The following is a 24,705-nucleotide window of genomic DNA, read 5'->3' as shown; positions in this document are numbered from 1 at the left end:
CACCTCCGGGCTGCGGCGGTGCGGCCGTAGGTACGAACGATCGTTCATAACGTAGCCGAGCGGAATTCCCCCGGCAAGGATCGGGGTGCATTCAGTGGGGGAGGCGGGCTTCCAGCAGCGCGAGCGCGTAGCGCGCCTGCTGCTCGGCGAGCTGGCCGCGCGACAGGCGACCGTCCGGCCGGTACCAGGAGGCGATCGCGCCGATCCCGGACAGGATCGCGCGGGCGGCGTCGGCGGCGTACGGCGTGCGGAACTCCCCGCTCGCCACGCCCTGCGCGACGATCTCCTCGAACGTGCCCTGCGTGGAGTCGCGCTCGGCCACCAGCGCGGCGCGATCGTCCGGGTCGAGGTATCGCACCTCGTTCGTGGAGACGAGCATCGCGACCTGGTGGTCGACCACGAACCCCACGTAGGCGCGCACGGCCTCGCGCATTCGCGAGCTCGCGTCGTCGCCCGCGTCGGCCACCGCGCGCCGCACCCTCGCCTGCAGCTCCTCGTTGGCGTGCCGCAGCACCTCCGCGAGCAGCCGCGACTTCGAGGGGAAGTAGTTGTAGAGGTTGGAGAGGCTGGTGCCGGCGAGCTTCGCGACGTCGCGCATCGACGCGCCGTTGAAGCCCTTGCGGCCGAACGCCTCGAGCGCCGCGTTGAGGATGACGGCCTCGTTCCGCCGGCCGGTGTCGGCGACGAGGGCGGCGGAACGGGTGTTCATGCCGTCGAGCCTACGGCACCTGCCCGCCGCATTCGGAGCCGCTTGACAGGGGTGTCGGCGGCGTGCTTCGTTGAATGACAAGAACGTTCGTTCGTGTCGAAGGGGGGCGCATGGGTTCCGGCCCGTACTTCGAGGACTTCGAGGTCGGACGCACCTACACCGGCCCGGAGCGCACGCTCTCTCCGGCCGACGTCGCTGCGTTCGCCGACCTGAGCGGCGACCACCACCCGGTGCACACCCGCGAGGAGCGGCCGCTCGTGCACGGCCCGCTCGGCATCGCGTGCTTCTTCGGGTGGCTCTACGAGACGGGGCTCGGCGCCCACGTCGAGGCCGCGCTGGACACCCGCTGGCGTTACCTCGCGCCGCTGCACCCCGGCGACCGGGTGCGCTACGAGATGACGATCACCCGCGCCCGGCGGACGTCCGCGCGGGTCAACGGCGTGGTCGGGCGGCACGTGCTCGTGCGCGACCAGCGGGGCGAGCTCGTCCAGGAGGGCGAGACCGCCGCGCTGGTGACCGCCCGCGACGCGGAAGGCGACGACGCGCGCCGGGTCGGCCGGGCGTTCCCCGGTACCGCGTGGGCGCGTGCGCTGGGGGAACGGCTCTCGGCCTCCCCGGCGTTCACCACGGCCACGAGCACCTGGGACGGCGCGATCGGCCTGCGCTTCGGCGAGGACGTCGTCCAGTTCCGGATCTACCGCGGGCGCGTGCTGGACAGCGGCGCCCGCACCCCCGACGGCCCGGCCTTCGTCCTCGGCGCCCCCGACATCACCTGGGTCCGGCTGCTGACCGGGCCGGTCAACGACCTCACGAAGCGGACCATGCGCGACGAGTTCACCGTGAGCGGCAGCGCCTACGAGTACCTGCGCCTGACCAGTGCCCTCGTGGCGCTGGTGGACGAGGCGCGCGCGCTCGCGAAGGAGGCGGCGTGATGCGCGCGCACGACGTCCGCGTGGCGGGCAGCCGGGCGTTCGTGCTGGAGGAGGGCGCGGGCACCCCGGTGCTGTGCCTGCACACCGCGGGGCAGAGCGGGGTGCAGTGGCGCGACGTGCAGTCCGAGCTGGCCGCGCTCGGGTACCGCGTGGTCGTGCCCGACCTGCCGGGGCACGGCCGCTCCGAGCCCGCCCCGCACGGGCCGGTGCGCGACCTCGGCGACTACGCCGCCTGGTGCGAGGAGCTGATCGACGTCCTCGGCATGGAGCGGCCGTTCGTCGTCGGGTGCTCGATCGGGGGTGCGATCTCCCTGCAGCTGGCCGTGCGCCGCGGCGACCGGCTGGCCGGCGCGGTCGCGATGGCCGCGCACGGCGGCACCGACCGCGACCCGATGCTGTCGGTCCGCGGCCTGGAGCGCGAGCTGGTCGACGCCGCCGCGCCGAGTCGCGCCGACCGCACCTACCACGGCACGCTGGCCGTCGTGGGCGCGAACGTGGCGCCGGAGCGGGCCGAGCTGATCGCGCGCATGCACCGGCGGGAGGACCCGGAGGTCACCACCAGCGACCTCATCGGGTGGGTCACCCACGACGTCCGGTCCGGCCTGCCCGGCGTCCGGTGCCCCGTGCACCTCGTCGCGGGCACCGACGACCTGTGGCTCCGCCCGGCGGACGTCCGCCACGCGGCCGGCCTGATCCCCGACGCCCGCTGCACCTTCCTCGAAGGCGTCGGCCACTACCCGATGGAGGAGCTCCCCGGCTTCGCGGCCACGCTGCACGGGTGGCTCACCGACCTGGCGAGGCGATCCCGGTGACACTGGCAGACCTGCTGGCCGACGTCGTCGCGACGCGCCCGGACGCCGTGCTCGTGATCGACGGCGAGGACGACGTGCGGGTCACCCGCGGCGAGTTCCTCGCGCGCACCGTGGCGCTGCGCGACGCCCTGCGCGAGCGCGGCATCGGGCACGGCGACTGCGTCGGCGTCATGCTGCCCAACTGGTCCGACGCGCTGGTCTGGCAGTTCGCCGCCGCCGCGCTCGGTGCCCACGTGATCGGGATCAACACCCGCTACGGCGTCGGCGACGTCGCGCACGTGCTGGAGCGCGCCCGCCCGACCGTCGTCGCGGTGGCGGACGACTTCCTCGGCATCGACCTGTCCGGGCGGCTGCGCGACGCCCTCCCCGAGGCCGGCGCCCCCGCGCCGCAGGTGGCGGTCGTCGCCGGTCCGGGGCGCCCGCCCGTCACCGCGGACGCCGCGGCCCGGCACGACGTCGGCGCAGGCACCTGGGTGCCGCCGGAGCCGGCGGGCCCGCCGCCCGACGCGGACGCGCTGCGCGGCGGGCCCGATGCGCTCGCCGTGGCGTTCACGACGTCCGGCTCCACCGGCCGGCCGAAGCTCGCCGCCCACCTGAGCAGCGGCGTCGCCACGCACGCCCGGAACGTGGCCGCCGCGGGCGGGTGGGACGAGGACTCCGTCAGCCTCGTGGTGCTCCCGCTGTCAGGGGTGTTCGGGTACGTGCCCGCGCTCGCCGCGATCGCGGCCGGCGGCGCCGCCCTGCTGGAGCCGCGCTTCGACCCGGCCCGCACCCTGCGGGACATGGCCCGCCACGGCGTCACCCACCTCGCCTGCGCCGACGACATCAGCGGCAGGCTCATGGAGGCGTGGCACGCGCAGCCCGTGGACCTGCCCGCCTGGCGTCGGCTGCTGATCGCCGACTTCTACGGCAGCTCCGGCGCCGTCGCCGCGTGGGCCGAGGACGAGACCGGCACCCCGACGTGCGGTGTGTACGGCTCCAGCGAGCTGTTCGCGCTCATGTCGTTCTGGCAGCCGGCACTGCCGCGGCCCGAGCGGTGGCGCGGCGGCGGCGAACTCGTCTCGGACGCGATCGAGGTGCGCGCGGTCGACCTGTTCACCGGAGAGCCGATCACCGGTGACGAGCCGGGCGAGCTGCAGTTCCGCGGCTACCACGTCGTCGACGGCTACCTCGGCGACCACGACGGCGCGATCCGCGCCGCCGCGTTCACCGACGACGGCTGGTTCCGGTCCGGCGACCTGGGCACCGCGCGGCCCGACGGCTCCTTCGTCTACCTCAACCGCATCGGCGACGCGCTGCGCCTCAAGGGCTTCCTCGTCGACCCGGCCGAGATCGAGAACCGCCTGGCCGCACACCCGGACGTCGGCCGCACGAAGGTCGTCGGGATCACCGCGGCGGGCGAGACGCGCGCCATCGCATTCGTCGAGCCCACGGAGGGCGCCACCCCGGATCCCGCGGCGCTGCGCGAGTGGTGCGCGGCCACGCTGGCGCGCTTCAAGGTGCCCGACACCGTGCACGTCATCCCGGAGATGCCGACCACCGTCGGCACCAACGGCTCGAAGATCCGGGCGGCCGCCCTGCGCGAGCTCGCGGAACAGCTGGCGGGGTCGAACCCGGGCTGAGCCTCACCGCTCCTGCGCGTGCAGCAGCGCCTTCGTGAGCTCGTCGGGGTGGGTCAGCAGCGCCTCATGGGTGCCGGGCACCGGGATCGGCTCCACGCCCACGCGGGCGGCCAGCTCGTCGCCGGGCGCGGCGAGTGCGATGTCCTGCTCGGCGAGGAGGTAGGTGATCGGCACCCCGAGGGTGTCGACGCCGTCGACGTCCAGCGCGTCCAGCATGTAGCCGCCGGGCTGGGGCGTCAGCTGGTCGAAGACGAGCTGCCGCACGTCATCCGGGCCGTCCTGCATGATCATGGTGCAGAACGCTTCGTAGTCGAGCCCGATGGTGCCCTGCGAGTCGGCCTCCACCGTCGCGCGGATCCACGCCTCGGCGTCGGGTCCCGAAGCGGCGGCCATGGACTCCCCGCGGCGCGGCACGAACGCGCTGAAGAACACGACGTGGGCCAGCCGCCCGGCGAGCCGGTGGGCGGCGCCGGTGATCGGGATGCCCCCGAAGCTGTGGCCGACGAGCACGACGTCGCGCAGGGCGCGCCGCTCGACCTCGCGCACGACGTGGTCCACCGCGTCGGCGAGCCGCAACCCGGTGGGATCGTCGCCCATCGCGAGGCCGGGCAGCGTGAGGGCGAACGCGCGGTGCCCGGCGGCCCGCACCCGCCGCCCGACCGGGTGCCAGGACCAGCCGCCGTGCCAGGCGCCGGGGACGAAGACGAAGTTCATGATCACCAGTCTGCTCCCCGCGTTCTGCTGGACCTTGTGCGCGCTAGTTTTGTCTGACAGCCTGGCAATCGTGCGTCGCCGAGAGGAAGTGGAATGACCCTCAGTGGGAAGGTGTGTCTGATCACGGGCGCGGCCGGTGGCTTGGGCTCGGCCACGGCGCGGCGGCTCTCCGCCGCCGGCGTGCGGCTCGTGCTCACGGACGTCGACGGCGACCGGCTGGGCAAGCTCGCGGCCGAACTGCCCGGCCCGGTGGTGACGCACGCCGGTGACGTCGCGAGCGAGGCCGACGTGGATGCCGCGGTGGCAGCGGGGGTGGCCGAGTTCGGCCGCATCGACCTGCACCACCTGAACGCCGGCATCCCGGGCCCGCTGGTGCGGCTGCCCGAGCTGTCCGTGGAGGACTGGGACCGCGTGATGGGCATCAACCTGCGCGGCGTGTTCCTGGGCATCCGCGCGGCGTTCCGGCAGTACGAGGTGCAGGGCGGCGGTGGCGCGATCGTGCTGACGGCGTCGATCGCCTCGCTGCGCGCCAGCGACGACCTGCTCGCCTACCACGCGTCCAAGCACGGGGTGCTCGGCCTGCTGAAGGGCGCGGCGATGTTCGGCGGGCCGATCGGCGTGCGCGTGAACGCGGTGGCGCCCGGCATCGTGCCGACGGCGCTGTTCGCGGGCGCCGGCTCGGGCCCCGGCGGCGGTGACGACATGGCGCGCCGTGCGGCCACCAGCCCGCTGCGCCGCCCCGGCACGGGCGACGAGATCGCCTCGGTGGTCGAGTTCCTGCTGGGCGACGGCGCGGCGTACATGACCGGCGAGGTGGTGTCCGTCGACGGCGGTGCGGCGGCGGTGAGCATCGTGCGCCCCTCCGGTGGCGCGGGCGCCTGGGACCCGCGACCCCACGACCTCCGCATGCACCCGGAGCTCGGGGGGGACGACGCCGTGGGGCGGTGAGCTGCCGACTCACGCCGCGGCGTGATCATGGAGTCCGTTGCTCGGCAGCGCAAGATCGCTTCATGGGCCGCGTTCCGCGGAACCCGGCCGGGAGAACAACCCATCTTGCGTGCTGGGCCGGGTCGGAAGACAACCGATCCGGTGGGCGCGCTGCGAGATGCTCGTCGCGGCCTTCCGGGCTCGGCGACGAGTACGTCCCGTGGGCTGCGGGGTGACTGTCCGGTGGTCCGGAGCCGGGGTGTTCTTGGGTCTTGATCGGCGGGTTGGCGCGTTTCCCGACGCCAGGTGTCGGGTTTCGCTCCAGGCTGGTGATCATGGGCCGGTGCCCGCGGGTTCCGCGGAACCCGGCTGGGAAGACCACAGAGGCGCGGCCGAGCGCCGTGGTCAGCACGGCTCCCACGGCGCAGGACCTCCCCGGGCACAACCGCCGGTTCCCCGTGAGCCCGTAAGGATCAGGCGACCTTGGTGGCGCCCGCGTCGACGGCCCAGTTCTCGCCCGGCATCGTCTACCGGGCGGACTGCCCGAGCCGGCCGATCCTCGACCAGATCGCGGACAAGTGGTCGATGATGGTGATGGCCCTGCTCGATCGGCCCCGCCGGTCGGCGTCGAGTACTCATGCCGCTCGGTGAGTCGCTGCGGGAGCCGTTCGGTCACCTCTACGAGTGGACGGTCGCCCACGCCGACGAGATCCACCGGTGCCGGCAGGACTACGACCGCCGCCACTGAGCCGGTGCAGGACCGCGGTGGCGAGTGCAGCGAGGGTGAAGACCGCCACCTCGTAGGTCATCGCGTGCCAGAACGCGGCGCCGGGGTCGGCGGCAGGCGCGGTGTAGGCCACGCCGGCGAGCGCCACCCCGAAGGTCCCGCCGAGCTGCTGCGCCGTGGGCAGCAGCCCGGACACGGAGCTCGCGGCCCGGCCCGGGACCTGCGCCAGCACCAGGGTGAACGCCGACGCGGTGAAGACGCCGAAGGCGAGGCCGCCCAGCCCGAGCACGAACGCGAGCGCCGGGCCCGGGGCGGCGATCGTCACGGCGGTGAGCACCGCGCTCGCCCCGAGCCCACCGGCGCAGATCACCAGTGCCGCGGCGCCGAGGCGCCGGGCCACCCGTTCGGCCACGGCGCTGCCGAGCAGCGCCCCGACGGCGTAGGGCGTGATCGCGAGCGCCGTCGGCAGCGGACCGAGGTGCAGCGCACCCTGCAGGTGCAGGGACAGGAGCAGGATGAACGACGGGATGCCCGCGTTGAACAGCAGCACCGCCGCGATCCCCCAACGCGTCGTGCGGAGGGCCAGGGCCGCCGGGTTCACGAGCGGATCCCGCACCCGGCGCTGCGCCACCGTGAACGCGCCGAGCAGCGCCGCCGCCGCGACCAGGCTGACCCAGACCCACGTGGGCCAGCCCTGGTCCGCGCCGAGCGTCAGCGGCAGCACCAGCAGGAACAGGCCCGACAGGCTGAGCCCCGCGCCGAGCAGGTCGATCCGGGTCGCGGACCCCTGCCCGCCGCGCTCCGGGAGCACGGGGCACAGCGCCAGCGCGGCGATCCCGACCGGCACGGTCAGCGCCAGCGCCGCCCGCCACCCGAGGCCGAAGGGGTCGATCTCCAGCAGCACGCCGGCGAGCACCGGGCCCGCCAGCGACGCGGCCGCCATCGTGGCGCCGTACCAGGCCAGGGCGCGGGGCCTGCGGCCGGCGGGCACGGCGGTCTGGATCAGCGAGAGGATCTGCGGGGCCATCAGGCCGCTGCCGAGCCCCTGCACCAGCCGCGCTGCCACGAGGACGTCCGGGCCCGGGGCCGCGGCCCCCACCGCCGCGGCCGCTGTGAACACCGCCATGCCGGCCACGAACAGCCGCCGGTAGCCGAACCGGTCGCCCAGCCGGGCCGCGGTGATCAGCGAGCAGGCGAAGGTGAGGGTGTAGCCGGCGAGCACCAGCTGGGCCGCCCCGGGGCCCGCGCCCAGGTCGTGCCGGATGTCCGGCACCGCGACCTGCATCACCGTGACGCTCATCAGCTGGACGAACGTCCCGGACAGCAGCACCGGAAGCGCGAGTCGCTTCACCTCCGCTCCGCGAGCGGGGCCAGCAGTGCGGCGAGCTCGCCGGGCCGCGTGAGGAAGGGGGAGTGCCCGCCGGGCAGCGAGTGCACCTCGGTCTTGTGCTCCGGCGCCACCTGGTCGGCCTCGGCGATCATCAGGTCCTGGGTGACGACGGGGAGCGCGAGGTCGTCGGTGAGCCGGATGTAGGTGCGGGGGATGCGCCCCCAACGGGCCGCCGAGACCTGCACCGGCGCGGTGAGGGACGCGGCCGGCTCGTCAGGGTGCAGGAGCAGGCGCCAGCCCGGCTGGTCGGCGGGCCAGTCGCCGAGGAAGGAGCGGTGGATCGCGGAGACCTCGTCCGGGTCGGGCGACAGCGGGTTGATCCGGATGGCGCCGATCGCGGCGGGGTCGCCCACCCGCGGCACGTGGACGGCGCCCGCGTTCTCCGGCGCGTCGACGTAGTCGAGGAACCGCGGCCGGCCCGCGGGGAGGAACGCCGAGAGATACACGATGTGGTCGACGAGCTCCGGGGCCCGTTCCGCGGCGGCCGACGCCGGGCCGCCGCCCGCGCTGTGCCCGACGAGGACCACCCGCTCGAACCGCGGGCGGATCTCGGCGAGCCGGGCCACCAGGGCGTCGGTCAGATCGTCCATGGTCACGTCGGCGAGCGCGGACCGCTCGGTGCCGAGGCCGGGCTGGCCGGGCTGCAGGTAGCCGCTCGGGACGGGCGCGCCGACGCCGTGGCCGGGCAGGTCGATCGCGATGCCGGGCACGCCGCGCTGCGCCAGCGCGCGCAGCGTCAGGTTCCAGTGCAGCGACGAGTGCCAGGCGCCGTGGACGAACACGAGGGTGGTGGAGGTCATGACGATGCCTTCCGACGGTGAACGGGTCGATCACCACCTCACCCCCGGAAGCGCCCGCCATACACGTCCATAGCTGACAACTCGTTCCGCAATACTTCTGACGTATCGTCGGGGCGTGGAAGCCCGTCATCTCCGGTACGCGTTGGCGCTCGCGGAGCACCAGCACTTCGGCCGGGCCGCGGCGTCGCTCGGCATCGCCCAGCCACCGCTGTCGGCGCAGATCGCGGCACTCGAGCGGGAGGTCGGCGAGCGGCTGTTCGACCGCACCTCGCGCGGGGTGTTCCCGACCGCGGCGGGCACGGCCTTCCTCGACCGGGCCCGCCGGGCGTTGGCCGAGATGAGCGGCGCCGTGACCGACGCCGGGAGGGCGGCCCGCGGCGAGTCCGGCCGGCTGCGCATGGGGTTCATCGGGTCGGCGCTTCTCGCGCCGCTGCCCGGGGTGCTCGGCCGGTTCCAGCGGTCCCGGCCAGACGTGCGGCTCGACCTGCGCGAGATGGGCAGCCCGGACGGGGTGGCCGCGCTGATCGCCGGCGAGCTCGACGTCGCGGTGGGGCGCGGGGCCCCGCGCGGTGCGGGGGCCGAGGGGCTCGTCACCGCGCCGATCGGGGCCGACCACCTGATCGCCGTCGTGGCGAGCACGCACCCGTTCGCGGGGCGGGCCGAGGTCGGTCTCGACCAGCTCGTCACGGAGACCCTCGTGGTGGCCCCGGGGGACCAGGAGCCCGCGGTGTCGTCGTGGCTGCGTTCGCTGTTCGGATCCGCGAGCTCGCCCCTCGACCGCGCGGCCTCGGCCCGGGACATCCACACGATCATCGGGCTCGCGGCCTGCGGGGTGGGGGTGGGGCTGGGGCCGGACCGGATGCGCCTGCTGCGCCGCGACGACGTGTGGTTCTGCGACGTCACACCCCAGGTGCGCCTGCCCGACCTGCAGCTGTCGTTCCGGGCGGCCGATCGTTCGCCGGTGCTCGCCGCCTTCCTCGACGTCGTGCGGGCCAACTGCCGGGAGGTGGGGTCGCGGCTCGACGAGGTGCTCGCGCGGCACCCCGCCGCGTGCTCGGAGGGTGTCAGCCCTGCCGCGGCGGTGCCCAGCCCGGCAGGTGCTCGATGACCCGCCCGAGCAGCGTGGCCAGCTGCTCGTAGTCGTCCTCGCCGAGCGAGCGGCGCAGGTGGTCCTCGAGGTGGGCCATGATGCGGTCGGCGACGGTGGTCTCGGTGCGGCCGGCCTCGGTGAGGTGCAGCTCCTGCACGTTCTGGTGGCGGGGGTGCGCGCGCCGTTCCACCCAGCCGCGGTCGACGAGCTTGGCGACCAGGGGGCCGATGGCCTGGGGTGTCACCCCGACCACGCGGGCCAGCTCCGCCCCGGTGAGCCCCGGAGTGACCCGCAGGTTCATCAGCACGGCGTAGAGCGAGCCGGAGACGCCGATCTCCCGCAGCGGCGGTTCCTTGACGGCGAGCAGGGCGAGGTCGGCGCGGCGCAGGAGTGCGGCGACGCGGCCGAGGACCTCCGCGTCGGAGGCTGTCGCGGTGGGGTCGTCGGGCACGGTTGAGAGCTTATCGCGACTTCACGCTGTTTCACGCGCTTGACGATCGGCAAGATCTTGATGGACGTCCCCCCGTCCACGGCCGGGTGCGCCCGGCGTCGCGGTGGCCGCCCCAGAGGTCGACGGCGGCGCACCCTTGACAACTGACCCGGAGACCTATTGGCTAGGCCACTCAGCCACCACCTCCGAGTTCTCTGTCAACGCCGACGCGCCTCGCCCGCGGGGCCCCTGGAGACCCAAGGAACGCTCATGTCCGCAGAGTGGTTGTCCGTCCTCGCGCTCGTCGCGCTGTTCGTCGTGGGCACGGTGCTGCCGATCAACATGGGGGCGCTCGGCTTCGTCGCCGCGTGGATCGTGGGCACCTACGCGCTGGGCCTCTCCGAGAAGGAGATCATCAGCGGGATCAGCGGCGACCTGGTGCTGACGCTGGTCGGGGTGACCTACCTGTTCGCCATCGCCCGCAACAACGGCACCGTCGACCTGATCGTGCGCGGCGCCGTACGCGTGGTGGGCGGCCGCGTGGGGCTGGTGCCGTGGGTGATGTTCGCCGTGACGGCCGTGCTCACGGCGATCGGGGCCGCGAGCCCCGCCGCCTGCGCGATCATCGGGCCGATCGCGCTCGGGTTCGCCGGCCGGCACCGGATCAGCCCGTTGATGATGGGCATGTTCGTGGTGCACGGCGCCCAGGCGGGCGGCTTCTCGCCGATCAGCATCTACGGCGTGATCACCAACTCGGTGATGCGTGACAACGGGCTGCCGGTGGACGAGGGCGCCATCTTCCTCGCGAGCCTGGTCTTCAACCTCGCGATCGCGGTCGTGCTGTTCGTCGCGCTCGGCGGTCGTGAACTGCTCGCCCGGCGCATCGAGGACGACGGCCCGGACATCGAGCCCGCGCCGTCCGGTGGCGGCGGCGGTGTCGGTGGCGGGGGCACGGCCACGGCGGTGGCCGTGCGCCAGACGGTCCGCGCCGACCAGCTCATCACGCTCACCGCCTTCGTCGCGGTCGCCGTCGTGGCGCTCGTGTTCGAGCGGAACATCGGGTTCACCGCCGTCACCGCGGCCGTGATCCTCACCGCGCTGTTCCCGAAGGAGCAGAAGGGCGCCATCACGCAGATCGCGTGGTCGACCGTGCTGCTCGTGGCCGGCGTCAGCACGTTCGCCACGATCCTCAGCACCGCGGGCGCCCCGGAGGCCGTCGGCACCTGGGCCGCCGGGCTCGGCACGGTGCTCATCGGCGCGCTCGTGCTCTGCTACGTCGGCGGTGTGACCTCGGCGTTCGCCTCGTCGACCGCCCTGCTGCCGATCATCATCCCGATCGCCATCCCGCTGGTGGCCTCCGGCGGCGTGAGCGCCGTCGCGGTGGTGGCAGCCCTCGCGGTGTCCTCGACCATCGTCGACGTCAGCCCGTTCTCGACCAACGGTGCGCTGATGGTCGCCAACCGCCCCGACACCGTCCCCGAGGACCGCTTCTACCGGCAGATCCTCGGCTACAGCGTGATCGTCACCGTCGCCGGGCCGCTGCTCGTCTGGGCCGCCTTCGTGGTCAGCGGCGTGTTCTGAGAGGAGGACCGATGTCCGATGCCGCGTGTGGCCCGCTCTCGGGCACCCTCGTGGTCGACCTGTCCCGGGCCCTCGCCGGTCCCCACGCCACCATGATGCTCGGCGACCTCGGGGCCCGGGTGATCAAGATCGAGGCGCCGGGAGCGGGGGACGACACCCGCGGTTGGGGCCCGCCGTTCGTCGGGGACGAGTCGACGTACTTCCTGTCCGCCAACCGCAACAAGGAGTCCGTGGCGCTCGACCTCAAGGCGCCCGCCGACCGGGCGCTGCTGCTGGAGCTGGTGCGGCGGGCCGACGTCCTGGTGGAGAACTTCCGCACCGGCGTGCTGGACCGGCTCGGGCTCGGGTTCGACGTGCTGCACGAGGAGAACCCCGGCCTCGTCATCCTGTCTATCACCGGGTTCGGGCACGACGGCCCGGAGGGCGGCCGGGCCGGGTACGACCAGATCGCGCAGGGCGAGGCCGGTCTGATGTCGCTGACCGGTTCGGGCCCGGACGACCCGCAGAAGGTCGGCACCCCGATCGCCGACCTGCTGGCCGGGATGTACGGGGCCTACGGGGTGCTCGCCGCGCTGATCGAGCGCGGCCGCACCGGCGCGGGCACGGTGGTGCGCACGTCGTTGCTCGCCGCGACGGTGGGCGTGCACGGCTTCCAGTCCACCAGGTGGACCGTCGTCGGCGAGGTCGGGCGGGGGCAGGGCAACCACCACGCCTCCATCGCGCCCTACGGGCTGTTCCGCTGCGCCGACGGCTCCGTGCAGATCGCCGTGGGGAGCGAGGGCCTCTGGCAGCGGTTCTGCGCGGCGTTCGACGTCGACCCCGACATGGCGGGCTTCGCCACGAACCCCGAGCGGGTGGCCCACCGCGAGAAGCTCGTGGACGTCGTCGAGGACGTCTTCGCGGACTGGAACGCCGACGACCTGCTCGTGCGGCTCGCCGAGGCCGGGGTGCCCGCGGGCCGGGTGCGGACGATCGAGGAGGTGTACGCGTGGGAGCAGACCCGCAGCCAGGGCCTGCTGATCGACGTCGAGCACGCCACACTGGGACGCGTGCAGCTCGCGGGGCCGCCCCTGCGGTTCTTCGACCCAGGTGGCCGGGAAGTCACGAGGAGGGCGCACACGCCGCCGCCCACGCTCGACGGCAACGGCGCGTCGGTGCGCGCCTGGCTCATGGGGGCGGAGCCACGATGATCCGCACCGACCTGCGCGCCCGCGACCTGATCGACCTCGTCCTCGGCGACTCGTTCACGAGCTGGGACGAGCCGGTGGATTTCACGGGTCTCGATCCCGGGTACGTGGCGCAGCTCGAGGCGGCGCGGGAACGGTCCGGCGTCGACGAGGCCGTGATCACCGGCGCGGGCGCGATCGACGGCACGGCCGTCGCGGTGATCGCGGGCGAGTTCGCGTTCCTCGGCGGCTCGATCGGCCGCGCCACCGCCCGGCGCATCGTCACGGCGGTGCAGCGGGCCACGCGCGACCGCCTCCCGCTGCTCGTGGCCACGTGCTCCGGCGGCACCCGGATGCAGGAGGGCACGCCCGCGTTCCTCGAGATGATCGCGATCTCGAAGGCCATCGTGGCCCACAAGGCCGCGGGGCTGCCCTACCTCGTCTACCTGCGCAACCCGACCACGGGCGGGGTCTTCGCGTCGTGGGGGTCGCTGGGGCACGTCACGGTGGCCGAGCCGGGCGCGCTCATCGGGTTCCTCGGCCCGCGCGTCGTCGAGGCCGTCACGGGCACGCCGTTCCCGAGCGGCGTCCAGGTGGCCGAGAACCTCGTGGCGAAGGGCGTGATCGACGCCGTCGTGGCGCCCGACGGGCTGGCCGGCGTCGCGCGGCGCGTGCTGCGGCTCCTCACGCCCCACCCGGCCTCCGGTGCGGCGGCGCCGCCCGCTGCGCCCCCACCGCCGCGCACGACGTCGACCTGGGAATCCGTGCTGCTCACCCGCCGCCCGGACCGCCCCGGCGTGCGCGACCTGCTGCGGCTCGGGGCCGACGACGTGATCCCGCTCAGCGGTACGGGCGACGGCCAGCGCGATGCCGGGCTGCTGCTCGCGCTCACCTCGTTCGACGGGCTGCCGTGCGTGCTGGTGGGGCAGGACCGCCGCCTCCAGACGTCCGACCGGCCGCTGGGGCCCAGCGCGCTGCGCGAGGCGCGCCGGGGGATGCGGCTGGCCGAGGAGCTGCGCCTCCCGCTCGTCGCCGTGATCGACACGCCCGGTGCGGACCTCTCCCCGAGCGCGGAGGAGGGCGCGCTCGCCGGGGAGATCGCGCGCTGCCTCGCCGACATGTCGAACCTGTCGGTGCCCTCGGTCTCGGTGCTGCTCGGGCAGGGCAGCGGGGGAGCCGCGCTCGCCCTGCTGCCGGCCGACCGGGTGATCGCCGCCGAACACGCGTGGCTGTCCCCGCTGCCGCCGGAGGGTGCCAGCGCGATCGTCCACCACGACACCGCCCACGCGCCGCTCATGGCGGAGCGGCAGAAGGTGAGCGCGTTCGACCTGCTCGAGGCGGGCGCGGTGCACGTACTGGTGCCGGAACGCCCGGCGGCGCACGAGGATCCCCGCGGGTTCGCGCACGCCGTGATCGGCGCGTGCGCCGCCGCGATCCGGGACGCCACGAACGCCCGGCGCGGGTGACTAAACTCGACGACGTGGCGGGCACCCGGAGGGCGACGATCGGGCGGCCGCGGGAGTTCGACGTCGACGAGGCCCTGGAACGCGCGATGGTGGTGTTCTGGGAGCAGGGCTACGAAGGTGCCAGCCTCACCGACCTCACCGCGGCCATGGGCATCACCCGCACGAGCATGTACGCGGCCTTCGGCAACAAGGAGGAGCTGTTCCGCAAGGCGGTGCAGCGCTACTTCGCCGGGCCGGCCGCGTACACGACGCAGGCCGTGAACGAGCCCACCGCCCGGGACGTGGCATCGGCATTCCTGCGTGGGGCGGTCGAGGCCACCACCACGCCGGGCCGGCCGTCCGGGTGCCTCGCGGTCCAGGGGGCGCTGGCCACGGCACCCGAGGACCGGCCTGTCCGCGACTTCCTGATCGGCTCGCGCGACGAGGGCTGCGCCCTGCTCCAGGAGAGGTTCCGGCGCGCACGCGACGAGGGCGACCTGCCGGCCACGTCCGACCCGGAGCTGCTCGCCCGCTACCTCATGACCGTGGGGGCCGGGATCGCCGTGCAGGCGGCGGGCGGCGCGGGCCGCGACGAGCTGCACCGGGTGGCCGAGGCCGCACTGCGGAGCTGGCCGCCCGCCTGACGCTCCCGCGGCGGACGGGTACAACGAGGGAATGCGGCGAAACGCCGTGAATTCCGTGTGACGACATTCTCACGGATCGCTTCGGCGCCCGCGGAGATCGCCGTTACGGAGACCTCACGTGGCCGTTCCTGGTCGTTACCGGGGCGCCGGTAGGAATCGCCAATGTCGACCGACGCCGAGCCCACGGCCCGCCCCGCGTCCGAGCCATCCGCCGGCGCCGCCTCCGGGTGGCGTGGCCTGGTGCTGCGCCTGCATTTCTACGCGGGCTTGTTGGTGGGCCCGTTCCTGCTGGTGGCGGTGGCCACCGGCGTCCTCTACGTGCTGACCCCGCAGCTGGAGGACTGGCTGTACTCCGAGCAGCTGCGGGTGGAGCCGAGCACGCAGCAATTGCCGTTGGCCGATCAGGTGCGGGCCGCGGTGGCGGGCGGTCCCGGCGGCGAATTGGTGGCGGTGCGGCCCGCGCCCGAACCCGGCGCCACCACCCGGGTGTTGTTCGACGACCCCGCTCTGGGTGATTCGGAGCGATGGACGGTGTTCGTCGATCCGGGCACCGGTGAACCGAAGGGGGCGCTGGTCACCTACGGCACGAGCGGGGTGCTGCCGTTGCGGACGACGATCGACCAGTTGCACCGCAATCTGATGCTGGGGGAGCCGGGCCGGCTCTACAGCGAGTTGGCGGCGTCGTGGTTGTGGGTGGTGGCGCTGGGTGGCGTGGCGTTGTGGGTGGCGCGGTGGCGGGCCCGCCGGGCCGCGGGCCGGGCCGGGGTGGTGGATCTGGTGCGTCCCGAGCGGGGTGTGCCGGGTCGGCGGCGGCTCGTGGGGCCGCACGGTGCGCTGGGGACGTGGTTGCTGCTGGGCGCATTGTTCCTGTCCGCGACCGGCTTGACGTGGTCGACGTACGCGGGGGAGAACGTCGCTGCGCTGCGTGCCTCGTTCGGTTGGCAGAACCCGGTGTTGCAGACGGCGGTGGGTGGAGAACACGCCGCCCACCGCGCCGCCGCCGCCGCTGGTGGTGGGTCCGGGATCGTGGACCCTTCGCTGTTCGACAGCGTGCTGGGAGCGGCGCGGGCGGCCGGGATCGACGACGGCCGGGTGGAGGTGGCGCTGCCGGCGCAGGTCGGTGCGGCGTGGACGGTGACCGAGGTCGGGCGGGAGTGGCCGACCCAGGTGGATGCGGTGGCGGTGGACGCCGCGTCGGGTGCGGTGGTGGGCGAGGTGCGGTTCGCCGATTACCCGCTGATGGCGAAGCTGACGCGGTGGGGGATCGACGCCCACATGGGCGTGTTGTTCGGGTGGGTGAACCAGCTGGTGCTGGTGGCGTTCGGGGTGGGCATGATCGTGTTGATCGTGCTCGGCTACCGGATGTGGTGGCAGCGCCGGCCCACCGGTGGCCGAGCGGTGCCGCGGGGCCGGTTGCGCGCGGCGGGGCAGCCGGTGGTGTTCGCCGCGGTGGCGGCGGCGCTGGTGGTGGGCTGGTTCGCGCCGCTGTTCGGGATCAGTCTGCTCGGCTTCCTCGCCGTGGACACCGTCCTGGGTCGCCGGGCCCGCCGCGTGCCGCAGCCGCCGCGGGTGTGATCACGGTTTAGGGTCGCCCGGTGCGGGCGATTCGTACCACTTTGCTCCTTGCCGGGGTTGCGGCCTCCGCGTACCGCAGCGTGCGGAGCGTGGACCGCGTCCGCCGGGTGCTGGCGCTGAGCCCGGTCGCCGACCCGGGCGGGACCGACGTGCCGGTCGTGGCGGTCGTGCCCGCCCGGGACGAGGAAGCCGTGATCGACGCGTGCGTGCGGGGGCTGCGTGCCCAGATCCACGCGAACCTGCGGATCGTCGTCGTCGACGACGCGTCGGCCGACGCCACCGGCGAGATCGCCCGCCGGCACGCGGCCGAGGACGCGCGGGTCTCGGTGGTGCGCACCAGCGGTCCGCCTCCCGGTTGGAAGGGCAAGGTGCACGCGATGCATGCCGGCGTCGTGGCGGCGGGCGATTTCCCCGGATCGGCGTGGCTGCTGTTCGTCGACGCCGACGTCGTCCTGGGCCCGCAGGCCCTGGGCAGGCTGCTCACCACCGCCCGCGATGCGAGGGCCGACCTGGTGTCGAGCCCGGCCGGCCCACCCGCGGGCCGGTCGCTGACCTGGCCGGTGCTCGTGCCGCCGAGCATCCAGATGATCGGGGAGAACGCCGACCCGCAGGGCCGCGGGCGCAAGGCCTTCGCGATCGGGCACTGCATCCTCGTCCACGCGGGCGCGTACGAGGTGGTGGGTGGCTGGGCGGCGCTGCGGAACCTGCGCAACGAGGACATCGCGCTCGCCACCGCGGTGCGCGACCGCGGCGGGGTCACCCGGCTGGTCGACGGGCTCGCGCACGTCACCACCAGCGGGATGGACCCGTGGACCCAGGGCTGGACGTCGTTCCGCAAGAGCTTCGTCGCCGGGACCCGCGGTTCGGTGCCGGTCCTGCTCGGGGGCGGGCTCGGCCAGATCGCCCTGTCGCTCGCGCCGCCTGCCGCCGCGCTCCTCGGCCGGCGCCACGTGCGCCTCGCCGGGCTCGCCGGGTGGGCGCTGCAGGCGATCGCCCACCGCCGGGCCGCGCGCCTGATGCGGGCCGGGTCCTGGGGCGCGCCGCTCGCCCCCGTGGCGAGCGCGCTGTTCGGCGGTGTGCTGATCGACGGCGCGGTGCGCGTCGTCCGGCGGACGTCGGGGTGGAAGGGGCGCACCGACCGTTTCCGCTGACGCGCGTGGGCCTCACCGCAGCGCGTTCGCGGTGCTCCTCCAGCGCACGGTGGGGGCGAGCATGGCGCGGTCGACACGGTCGCGGTGTCGCTCGACCACCGGGAACAGCGAGGTGATCAGCGTGTCCGACAGCAGGTGGGGCTGCAGGCCGAGCGACCGCAGGCCGGTGAACACCACGTTGTAGTGGTGCGAGTCGGCCTCGACGCGCGGGTTCTCGACGTTCTCCACCTCGGCCGCGCCGGGGAAGGCCGTGGCCACCGCCTTGGCCATCTCGTGCACCGACATCTGCTCGGTGAGCTGGTTGAACACCCGGAACTCGCCGGGCTGCGCCGGGTGCGTGACCGCCAGCCGGATGCACTCCACGGTGTCGCGGATGTCGATGATCCCGCGTGTTTGCCCACCGGAGCCGTAGACCGTGAGCGGCTCGCCCAGCACCGCCTGGATGACGAAGCGGTTGAGGACCGTGCCGAAGACGGCGTCGTAGTCGAAGCGCGTGGCGAGCGCGGGATCGCGTTCGGTGAGCTCGGTCTGCTGGCCGTAGACGACGCCCTGGTTGAGGTCGGTGGCGCGCAGCCCCCACACCCGGCAGGCGAACTCGATGTTGTGGCTGTCGTGCACCTTGCTCAGGTGGTAGAAGCTGCCCGGGCGCTTGGGGAACAGCACGCGGTCGGTGCGGCCCTTGTGCTCCACGTCCAGCCACCCCTCCTCGATGTCGAGGTTCGGGGTGCCGTACTCGCCCATCGTGCCCAGCTTCACCAGGTGGATGGCCGGGTCGACCTCGGCGATCGCGTAGAGCACGTTCAGCGTGCCCACCACGTTGTTGTGCTGCGTGTGGACCGCGTGCTCGCGGTCGATCATCGAGTACGGCGCGGACCGCTGCTCGGCGAAGTGGACGATCGCGTCGGGCCGGAAGGCGCGCGTGGTCTCGGTGACGAAGTCCCCGTCGCACAGGTCGCCGACGAACGTCTCGATCCGCCTGCCCGTGAGCGCGTGCCACGTCCTGGTGCGCACCTCGAGCGACTCGATCGGCACGAGGCTGCAGACCCCGAGCTCCTCGTCGTAGCGGCGGCGCAGGAAGTTGTCGACGACGGCGACGTCGTTGCCGGCCTCGGACAGGTGCAGCGCCGTGGGCCACCCGAGATAGCCGTCTCCGCCGAGAACCAGAACCCGCACGTCGCGTCCCACCTTCTGTCGCCGGCCGATGTCGTGCCTCGGCATGCCGCGAACGCCCGTGACCGGACATCCGAAAGATCCATCCCATTTTTACGGCATGTCTGGTTCGTCGGCTCGTCCCGCGGCCATCCGGCCGGTGCGACGTGCGGTGGCGCGGGTCAGGCGGTGCGCGAGTCCGCGCAGGCGCGCCGGCGGAAGCTCTCGAAGGCGTCGACGGCGTTGTCGCCGAAGTCCTCCCACGGCCGGCCGGACGCGTCGGTGCCCAGCTGACCGAACAGCGGCACGGCCTCGGCGGCCCGGCCGGCGCTCACGAGCCCGTACGCCGCCCACCGCCGGTCGGCGGCCGCGTGGACGCTGCGGCTGCCGGCAGGGCTCGCCAGGTGCGCGAGCAGCGCGTCGAGCGCGCGGTGGATCCTGGCCTCCTTCCAGATCTTCTCGTGGTGATCCTCGTAGTCGTATGCGGCCGCGATCACGAGGAACGCGAGCGACGGGGACGCGGCGGCGGCCCGCTCGGCGAATGCGAACAGGTCGTCGTAGGGGCCCTGCCCCTCCGGGGACAGGTACATCAACGCGAACTCGTGCCCGGCGCGGTGCAGCGGGTCGCGGGCCTGCAGCGCCCGCCAGACCGCGGAGAACGTGCCGCCGTCGTAGCCCAGGCCGCGCGCGAGCGTCACCAGCGTGTACCACGGCGTCGGGTCGTCCGGTGCCAGCTCCGTGGCCCGCTGCGCCGCGGCCTCCGCCCGCAGGATCGTCTGCTGGAACGCGTGGTGCTGATCGGCGGAGGTGAGCTCGCCCTGCTTGTTGCCGCGCAGCTTCCAGGCCAGCCAGAGCAGCCCGTGGGCGTCCACCACCGCGAGGTGCCGGTCGTGCGGGCCGACGGCGGCGCGCCACCCCTGCAGCCAGCCGGCGTCGTCCGCCGCGGCCTCACCGAGCGCGTGCACCACGGCCGCGCGCATCCCCCAGTCGCCGTAGCAGCGGTGGAGCAGATCGGCCGCGGGCCGCCAGTCGCGGGCCCGCGCGGCCGCCACCACCGAGGCGATCACCGGGACCGGCCTGCTGAGGTCGGTGCTCAGCGCGTGCTTGGGCGGCAGGCCCCACTGCGTGACGTCGACGGCCGGCAGGTCGGGCAGGCCGGGCACCATCTCGGCCGGGTTGACGGTGGGATCAACCTCGTGGATCAACGTGATCAGCTCATCGGCGGACGCCGCCTCGATGTAGTCCTTGACCGAGAGGCCGCGACGCTTGGCCTCCTTGCGCATGGCCATCAGGACCCGGGTCCTCGTCCCCAGTAGCAGTGCCACGTCGTTGCTGCCTTCCCTGTTGTCGGATCGCCGAGTCGAGCAGCGCCCGCAGGCCCCTCGTGTCCGGCCGGTCGGACACCGCCGCCTCGACCAGGTCGTGCAACGGCTCCAGCAGCCGCCCGTCCGCCTGCATCGCACCGACCGAGGGCCACGCCTCCTGCCAGCGCACCGCGCCGATCTCGGTGAGCGTGGCGACGACCGCTCCGCGCAGCCCGTCGCGGACGATCAGCCGGGACCGTTCGGCACGAACCCGGGGGCTGTCCGACGGCCGGTCCGGGGCGGCCGGATCCGCGCCGATGTCGGCCACCATGCCGGCGTCGAGCGCGTCGAGGAGCGTGCGCAGCGACGGCCGGCGCCCGGTCAGCTGCGCTGCTCGGGCCAGCACCCGGTCGGTGTGCTCCGTCATCGAGGCGAGTCCGCTGATGCGGATCAACGTCGGCCAGTCGACGCGCCGCATGGTGCGTGCCGCCGGCACGAGCTCGTCCAGCAACGCCGCGTCGAGCAGCGGCGCCGGGTCGCGCAGCAGCCCGAGCGCGGGGCCGGACGGGACGTGAACCGTGCCGGCGGCGCGCAGCGCGCCCACGGCCGCGACCCGCGCGCGCATCGGCGGGTGCGTGTCGTACGGGTCGGCGTCGTCGGGTGGCTCGGCGCGCAGCCGGGCCGGCTCGTCGTGCAGGGAGGCCCGCAACCTGCGGTACCCGCCGAACGGGTCGGCCGGCAGGTATCCGGCGGAGCAGCCCGCGATCAGGTGGTTGTCCCGGAACTCGTTCCACGACCAGGCGATCGGTGCCAGCTCGCGCAGCGCGCCCGCGGTGGCCGCCGAGCCGACCGCTTCGGCCGCTGCCGCATCCGCCGCGCTCTCCTGCCGCCTGGCCAGCGTCGCGGTGGCCTTCAGCGTGAGCGTCCCGCAGCGCCGCAGCAGGAAGTGCAGCGCGCGCTGGAGGTGGTCGTCCCTGTTCAGCGTGGTCAGCGTGTGCACGAACGCGCGGCGGCTGCGATAGGCGATGCCGGCGAAGCGGGTGTCGCGGTTGCTGTAGTGCGCGAGCTCGTGGGTGAGCACCGCGGCGAACTGGGGCGCGCTCAGCTCGGTGACCAGCGGGGCGCCGATGAACATCCGCCGCCGCGTGGAGATCAGCCCGAGCAGCCGCGTGTCCTCCATGACGGCGGCGTTCGCGTCGGCGACCAGGTGGATGTCGTGGGGCGGCGTGGTGCCCGCGACCTCGGCGAGCCTGCGGACCAACGCCCACAGCTGCGGCTGTTCGTGCTCGTGGACCGGCACGCCGTTCACCGGGCTGTCGATCCGAGAGACCAGGAGCCACAGCCCGCGGCCGAGCACCAGCACGGTCGGCACGACCCCGATCGCGATCTTGACGGCGGTCACCGGGGACACGACGAACGCGTAGACGTTGAACGCGACCAGCGCGGTCATCACGACGAACATCCCCGCCGGGACGACGGCGACCAGCAGCACCCACGCGATGCTGCGCCCGACGCGCTTCACGGACCCCCCCGATCGGAGGACGATCATGGTAATCGGGGTGGGGTGCGCGTGCCGACGCGGGCGTCGCTAGCGCTCGAAGACGACCTCGCCACCGATCACCGTCGCGGTGACGTGCAGGTCCCTGATCCCGCTCGGGTCGATCGCGAGGACGTCGTCGTCGAGCACGGCGAAGTCCGCCAACCGGTCGGGCGTGAGCCGGCCGACCTCGGCCTCCCGGCCGACCGCGAACGCCGACCCGTGGGTGTAGGCGTTGAGCGCCTCGGTGACGCTCACGCGTTCGGCGGGCGCGAAGTCCCGCCCGGAGCGGGTGACCCGGTTGACGAGGTCGTGGATCGAGACGAGGGGGTTGGCGTCCGACACGGGGGAGTCGGTGGAGCCGGGCACGACCATCCCGGCGTCGAGCAGCGACCGCATCCGGTACGTGCCCGCCGAGCGCTCGGGGCCGATCGCCTCGAGGATGCCGTCGCCGAAGTCGGAGATGAACACCCCCTGCGGGACGGGCACGACCCCGAGGGCCGCGCAGCGGCGCACCTGCTCGTCGGTGGCGATCGCGAAGTGCTCGATGCGGTGGCGCACCTCGCGCGGGTGGACGCGCTGGGCCTCGGCGATCGCGTCGAGGACGTGGTCGATCGCGCGGTCGCCGATCGCGTGGGTGGCCACCGTCCAGCCCGCCCGGTGGTAGGCGACGATCGCGTCCCGCAGCTCGTCCGGGGTGAGCTGCAGGACGCCGACGTTGTCCGGCTCGCCGCAGTAGCACCGGTGCACCGCCGCGGAGCGGCCGATGAGCGACCCGTCCGACACGATCTTGACGGGCCCGATGCGCAGGCGCTCGTCGCCGAAGCCCGTGCGGATGCCCCAGTCGAACGTCTGCCAGCCCTCGGGGCCGTCGGCGGGCGGGTGCAGGGTGCTGTGCCACGGCATCACCGTCATCCGCGGCCGGATCGTGCCCTCGGCCACGGCGGTGAGGTAGTGGTGCATCGCGACGCCGCCGCGCCCGATGCTGCCGTCGACGGCGACCCCGGGCTCGGTGACGCTGGTGAGCCCGTAGGACAGGGCCTGCGCGTTCGCGAGCCCGAGGCGGTGCGCGATCTCCTCGTCGCCCACCTCGGCGGCCGCGTTGCGCAGCGGGTGCATCGCGGTCTCCTGCAGCAGGCCCTCCGGCCGCCCGTCGGCGCCGCGGAACACCCGGCCGCCGGGGACGTCCGGGAAGCCCGCGCGATCCGGGTAGCCGGCGCGCGCGAACGCCGCGGTGTTCGCGACGACCATGTGGCCCGAGACGTGTTCGACGACGCACGGGCGCCCGCCGACGGCTCGGTCGAGCGCCTCCGCGGTGGGGTGCACGCCGCCCAGGGCGTTCTGGTCGTAGCCGCTCGCCCTGACCCAGGCGTCCGGCGGCAGCGCGGCGGCGCGGGCGGCCAGCGCGTCGTACAGCTCGGTGAGGCTGCGGACCGCGCCCGGCCGCACGTCGACGCTCGCCAGGCGGGTGCCGGTCAGGGCGAGGTGGTGGTGCGCGTCGTGCAGCCCGGGGACCACCCGCGCGCCGCCGAGGTCGTGCACCCGGCGCGCCCGCAGACCGCCGGTGTCGTCGACGGCGACGATCCGCCCGTGGTGCACGGCCACGGACGTGGCCTCCGGGTGGCCCGGGTCGCCGGTCCAGAACCGCCCGTTCTCGAAGAGGGCATCGACCCTCACGCGGTGACCTCACTCCCCGTTCCGGCGGCCGCGGCGGCCCGGACCCGCCGCATCCCCATGATCCCGGCGAGCGTCACCACCGAGAGCAGCGCGAAGAACGCGGCCACCCCCCACGGTCCGGCCACGCCGAGGATGGCCTGCGCGATCAGCGGCGTCGAGCCACCGATGATCATCGCGCAGAGCCCGTTGGCGAGCGCGACGCCGGTGTAGCGCACGTTCGGGCGGAAGGCCTCGGCCAGGAAGCTGGCGAGCATCGCGTAGTACCCGGCCGCGCCCACGATGAAGACGACCTGGGCCGCACCGACCAGCCAGATGTTTCCGCTCAGGATGGCGAGGAAGTACGGGATCGTGATCGCGATCGACAGCAGGACGCCGAGGATCATCACGCGGTCGCGCCCGATGCGGCCCGCGATCACGGCGGCGATCGGCTGCCAGACGAACTGCCACACGGCGATCACGAACCCCAGGTTGAGGATCGCGTCCCGGCCCTGCCCGAGCTCGTTCGTCCACCACGACACGAGGAACGTGTTCTGGAAGAACGCCGCGGCGATGCCCAGGGAGCTCGCCACCACGCCGAAGAAGACGATCGCCGGCGCGGTCCGCAGCACGGTGGCGATGGGGACGCGCACGACGTCCTGGTGGGCCTTCGTAGCGAGGAAGTCCGCCGACTCCTCGACCTTCGCCCGGATCACGAGGCCGACCACCACGAGCACCGCGGAGAACAGGAACGGCACGCGCCAGCCCCACGTCATGAACTGCTCGTCCGGCAACCGGCCGACGATCAGGAACATCAGCGTGGCCAGGATCGACCCGGCGGGCGAGCCCTGCTGCACCCACGTGCCCGCCATGGTGCGCCTGCCCTGCTGCGCGTTCTCGGTGGCCATGAGCGTGGCCCCGGCCCACTCACCGCCCACCGCGAGCCCCTGCCCCGCGCGCAGGAGCACCAGCAGCACCGGCGCCAGCGCCCCGACCTGCGCGTACGTCGGCAGCAGGCCGATGAGCGTGGTCGCCGTCCCCATCAGGAGCAGCGTCGTGACCAGCACGTTCTTGCGGCCGAACCGGTCGCCCAGGTGCCCGAAGAGCACCCCGCCGATCGGGCGGGCGAGGAACCCGACCCAGAACGTCGCGAAGCTGGCGAGCACGCCGGCCGCGGGCGAGGCGTCGGGGAAGAAGACGCGGCCGAACACGAGTGCGGCCGCCGTGCCGAAGATGAAGAAGTCGTACCACTCGATCGCGGTGCCCACGAACGCACCGGCCACGGCCCGGCGGCGCCGGACGTCCGCGGAGGGTGGGGAGACGGTCACTGTCGAATCCTCCTGCGGG

At 74.0% G+C, this 24,705-nt stretch carries 21 protein-coding genes; 11 read left to right on the top strand and 10 right to left on the bottom strand.

Translation table 11 applies throughout. From position 1 onward, the window contains the following. Window positions 1–91: 91 nt before the first annotated feature. Window positions 92–709 carry a TetR-type transcription factor C-terminal domain-containing protein gene (locus ACFPL3_RS04710; RefSeq protein ID WP_343942840.1) on the bottom strand — a complete coding sequence of 206 codons (618 nt, stop codon included), beginning with the start codon at window positions 707–709 and terminating at the stop codon, window positions 92–94. A 110-nt stretch (window positions 710–819) separates the two neighbouring features. Between ACFPL3_RS04710 and ACFPL3_RS04705 the strand changes: the two genes are divergently transcribed. From ACFPL3_RS04705 to ACFPL3_RS04695, 3 genes are read left to right on the top strand one after another with little or no spacing between them, the layout of a single operon-like run. Further along, complete coding sequence (locus tag ACFPL3_RS04705; RefSeq protein ID WP_343942839.1) at window positions 820–1,641, top strand: MaoC family dehydratase; 822 nt, start codon at window positions 820–822, stop codon at window positions 1,639–1,641. Next, a complete protein-coding gene (locus ACFPL3_RS04700) occupies window positions 1,641–2,453 on the top strand; it encodes an alpha/beta fold hydrolase (RefSeq protein WP_343942919.1) in 813 nt (270 codons plus the stop codon). The genes ACFPL3_RS04705 and ACFPL3_RS04700 overlap by 1 nt, the downstream gene beginning before the upstream one ends. Then, window positions 2,450–4,075: an AMP-binding protein gene (locus tag ACFPL3_RS04695; protein ID WP_379588418.1), complete on the top strand. Its 1,626-nt coding sequence runs from the start codon at window positions 2,450–2,452 to the stop codon at window positions 4,073–4,075. The genes ACFPL3_RS04700 and ACFPL3_RS04695 overlap by 4 nt, the downstream gene beginning before the upstream one ends. Before the next feature lie 3 nt (window positions 4,076–4,078). Here ACFPL3_RS04695 and ACFPL3_RS04690 read toward each other — a convergent pair whose 3' ends face one another. Further along, window positions 4,079–4,789, bottom strand: a complete 711-nt coding sequence (locus ACFPL3_RS04690; RefSeq protein WP_343942837.1) for an alpha/beta fold hydrolase — start codon at window positions 4,787–4,789, stop codon at window positions 4,079–4,081. 93 nt (window positions 4,790–4,882) lie between these two features. On the opposite strand from ACFPL3_RS04690, the gene ACFPL3_RS04685 reads away from it, so the two are divergent. Next, entirely contained in the window at window positions 4,883–5,737 is an 855-nt protein-coding gene (locus ACFPL3_RS04685; protein ID WP_343942836.1) for an SDR family NAD(P)-dependent oxidoreductase, read from the top strand. A gap of 614 nt (window positions 5,738–6,351) precedes the next feature. On the opposite strand, the gene ACFPL3_RS04680 is transcribed toward ACFPL3_RS04685, so the two are convergent. Together ACFPL3_RS04680 and ACFPL3_RS04675 are read right to left on the bottom strand one after the other, a co-directional pair. Further along, the gene (locus ACFPL3_RS04680; protein WP_343942834.1) at window positions 6,352–7,794 is read right to left on the bottom strand and encodes an MFS transporter; all 1,443 of its coding nucleotides are present in this window, start codon (window positions 7,792–7,794) and stop codon (window positions 6,352–6,354) included. Continuing rightward, entirely contained in the window at window positions 7,791–8,633 is an 843-nt protein-coding gene (locus ACFPL3_RS04675) for an alpha/beta hydrolase (RefSeq protein WP_343942833.1), read from the bottom strand. The genes ACFPL3_RS04680 and ACFPL3_RS04675 overlap by 4 nt, the downstream gene beginning before the upstream one ends. 115 nt (window positions 8,634–8,748) lie before the next feature. Here ACFPL3_RS04675 and ACFPL3_RS04670 point away from each other — a divergent pair, with 115 nt between their 5' ends. Then, window positions 8,749–9,741: a LysR family transcriptional regulator gene (locus ACFPL3_RS04670; protein WP_343942832.1), complete on the top strand. Its 993-nt coding sequence runs from the start codon at window positions 8,749–8,751 to the stop codon at window positions 9,739–9,741. Here ACFPL3_RS04670 and ACFPL3_RS04665 read toward each other — a convergent pair. Beyond that, window positions 9,698–10,174 carry a MarR family winged helix-turn-helix transcriptional regulator gene (locus tag ACFPL3_RS04665; protein ID WP_343942831.1) on the bottom strand — a complete coding sequence of 159 codons (477 nt, stop codon included), beginning with the start codon at window positions 10,172–10,174 and terminating at the stop codon, window positions 9,698–9,700. The genes ACFPL3_RS04670 and ACFPL3_RS04665 overlap by 44 nt on opposite strands. A 249-nt stretch (window positions 10,175–10,423) precedes the next feature. Here ACFPL3_RS04665 and ACFPL3_RS04660 point away from each other — a divergent pair, with 249 nt between their 5' ends. The 6 genes from ACFPL3_RS04660 (at window position 10,424) to ACFPL3_RS04635 (ending at window position 17,715) form a co-directional block, all read left to right on the top strand. Next, window positions 10,424–11,734 carry an SLC13 family permease gene (locus ACFPL3_RS04660; RefSeq protein ID WP_343942830.1) on the top strand — a complete coding sequence of 437 codons (1,311 nt, stop codon included), beginning with the start codon at window positions 10,424–10,426 and terminating at the stop codon, window positions 11,732–11,734. A gap of 11 nt (window positions 11,735–11,745) precedes the next feature. After that, on the top strand, window positions 11,746–12,924 hold the full coding sequence (locus ACFPL3_RS04655) for a CaiB/BaiF CoA transferase family protein (RefSeq protein WP_343942829.1): 1,179 nt from the start codon (window positions 11,746–11,748) through the stop codon (window positions 12,922–12,924). Continuing rightward, window positions 12,921–14,366, top strand: a complete 1,446-nt coding sequence (locus ACFPL3_RS04650; protein WP_343942828.1) for a carboxyl transferase domain-containing protein — start codon at window positions 12,921–12,923, stop codon at window positions 14,364–14,366. Before ACFPL3_RS04655 ends, ACFPL3_RS04650 begins: the two co-directional genes overlap by 4 nt. A gap of 14 nt (window positions 14,367–14,380) precedes the next feature. After that, complete coding sequence (locus ACFPL3_RS04645) at window positions 14,381–14,989, top strand: TetR/AcrR family transcriptional regulator (RefSeq protein WP_343942827.1); 609 nt, start codon at window positions 14,381–14,383, stop codon at window positions 14,987–14,989. Between the two features lie 162 nt (window positions 14,990–15,151). Beyond that, window positions 15,152–16,564: a PepSY-associated TM helix domain-containing protein gene (locus tag ACFPL3_RS04640; protein WP_343942826.1), complete on the top strand. Its 1,413-nt coding sequence runs from the start codon at window positions 15,152–15,154 to the stop codon at window positions 16,562–16,564. A gap of 89 nt (window positions 16,565–16,653) precedes the next feature. Beyond that, the gene (locus ACFPL3_RS04635) at window positions 16,654–17,715 is read left to right on the top strand and encodes a glycosyltransferase family 2 protein (protein ID WP_343942825.1); all 1,062 of its coding nucleotides are present in this window, start codon (window positions 16,654–16,656) and stop codon (window positions 17,713–17,715) included. 12 nt (window positions 17,716–17,727) lie between these two features. Here ACFPL3_RS04635 and ACFPL3_RS04630 read toward each other — a convergent pair whose 3' ends face one another. The 5 genes from ACFPL3_RS04630 to ACFPL3_RS04610 all read right to left on the bottom strand — a co-directional run bounded on the left by ACFPL3_RS04630 (window position 17,728) and on the right by ACFPL3_RS04610 (window position 24,686). After that, window positions 17,728–18,888 carry an NAD-dependent epimerase/dehydratase family protein gene (locus ACFPL3_RS04630; RefSeq protein ID WP_343942824.1) on the bottom strand — a complete coding sequence of 387 codons (1,161 nt, stop codon included), beginning with the start codon at window positions 18,886–18,888 and terminating at the stop codon, window positions 17,728–17,730. 158 nt (window positions 18,889–19,046) lie between these two features. Then, window positions 19,047–20,153: a DUF4034 domain-containing protein gene (locus ACFPL3_RS04625; protein WP_343942823.1), complete on the bottom strand. Its 1,107-nt coding sequence runs from the start codon at window positions 20,151–20,153 to the stop codon at window positions 19,047–19,049. Continuing rightward, a complete protein-coding gene (locus ACFPL3_RS04620) occupies window positions 20,080–21,690 on the bottom strand; it encodes a M48 family metallopeptidase (protein WP_343942822.1) in 1,611 nt (536 codons plus the stop codon). The genes ACFPL3_RS04625 and ACFPL3_RS04620 overlap by 74 nt, the downstream gene beginning before the upstream one ends. A 66-nt stretch (window positions 21,691–21,756) precedes the next feature. Then, a complete protein-coding gene (locus tag ACFPL3_RS04615) occupies window positions 21,757–23,382 on the bottom strand; it encodes an amidohydrolase (protein ID WP_343942821.1) in 1,626 nt (541 codons plus the stop codon). Then, window positions 23,379–24,686: an MFS transporter gene (locus tag ACFPL3_RS04610; protein WP_343942820.1), complete on the bottom strand. Its 1,308-nt coding sequence runs from the start codon at window positions 24,684–24,686 to the stop codon at window positions 23,379–23,381. The genes ACFPL3_RS04615 and ACFPL3_RS04610 overlap by 4 nt, the downstream gene beginning before the upstream one ends. Between the last annotated feature and the right edge of the window lie 19 nt (window positions 24,687–24,705).

Source organism: Pseudonocardia zijingensis, from assembly GCF_042657305.1.
Classification (GTDB): domain Bacteria; phylum Actinomycetota; class Actinomycetes; order Mycobacteriales; family Pseudonocardiaceae; genus Pseudonocardia; species Pseudonocardia zijingensis.
Note: the sequence above shows the minus strand (reverse complement) of the source record. Positions and strands in the feature narration are given on the sequence as shown.

What these genes read in the sequence shown, in the direction of transcription:
- ACFPL3_RS04710 (WP_343942840.1), bottom strand. Translation starts at nt 709, where the DNA reads ATGAACACCCGTTCCGCCGCCCTCGTCGCCGACACCGGCCGGCGGAAC.
- ACFPL3_RS04705 (WP_343942839.1), top strand. Translation starts at nt 820, where the DNA reads ATGGGTTCCGGCCCGTACTTCGAGGACTTCGAGGTCGGACGCACCTAC.
- ACFPL3_RS04700 (WP_343942919.1), top strand. Translation starts at nt 1,641, where the DNA reads ATGCGCGCGCACGACGTCCGCGTGGCGGGCAGCCGGGCGTTCGTGCTG.
- ACFPL3_RS04690 (WP_343942837.1), bottom strand. Translation starts at nt 4,789, where the DNA reads ATGAACTTCGTCTTCGTCCCCGGCGCCTGGCACGGCGGCTGGTCCTGG.
- ACFPL3_RS04685 (WP_343942836.1), top strand. Translation starts at nt 4,883, where the DNA reads ATGACCCTCAGTGGGAAGGTGTGTCTGATCACGGGCGCGGCCGGTGGC.
- ACFPL3_RS04675 (WP_343942833.1), bottom strand. Translation starts at nt 8,633, where the DNA reads ATGACCTCCACCACCCTCGTGTTCGTCCACGGCGCCTGGCACTCGTCG.
- ACFPL3_RS04660 (WP_343942830.1), top strand. Translation starts at nt 10,424, where the DNA reads ATGTCCGCAGAGTGGTTGTCCGTCCTCGCGCTCGTCGCGCTGTTCGTC.
- ACFPL3_RS04655 (WP_343942829.1), top strand. Translation starts at nt 11,746, where the DNA reads ATGTCCGATGCCGCGTGTGGCCCGCTCTCGGGCACCCTCGTGGTCGAC.
- ACFPL3_RS04650 (WP_343942828.1), top strand. Translation starts at nt 12,921, where the DNA reads ATGATCCGCACCGACCTGCGCGCCCGCGACCTGATCGACCTCGTCCTC.
- ACFPL3_RS04640 (WP_343942826.1), top strand. Translation starts at nt 15,152, where the DNA reads ATGTCGACCGACGCCGAGCCCACGGCCCGCCCCGCGTCCGAGCCATCC.
- ACFPL3_RS04625 (WP_343942823.1), bottom strand. Translation starts at nt 20,153, where the DNA reads ATGGCCATGCGCAAGGAGGCCAAGCGTCGCGGCCTCTCGGTCAAGGAC.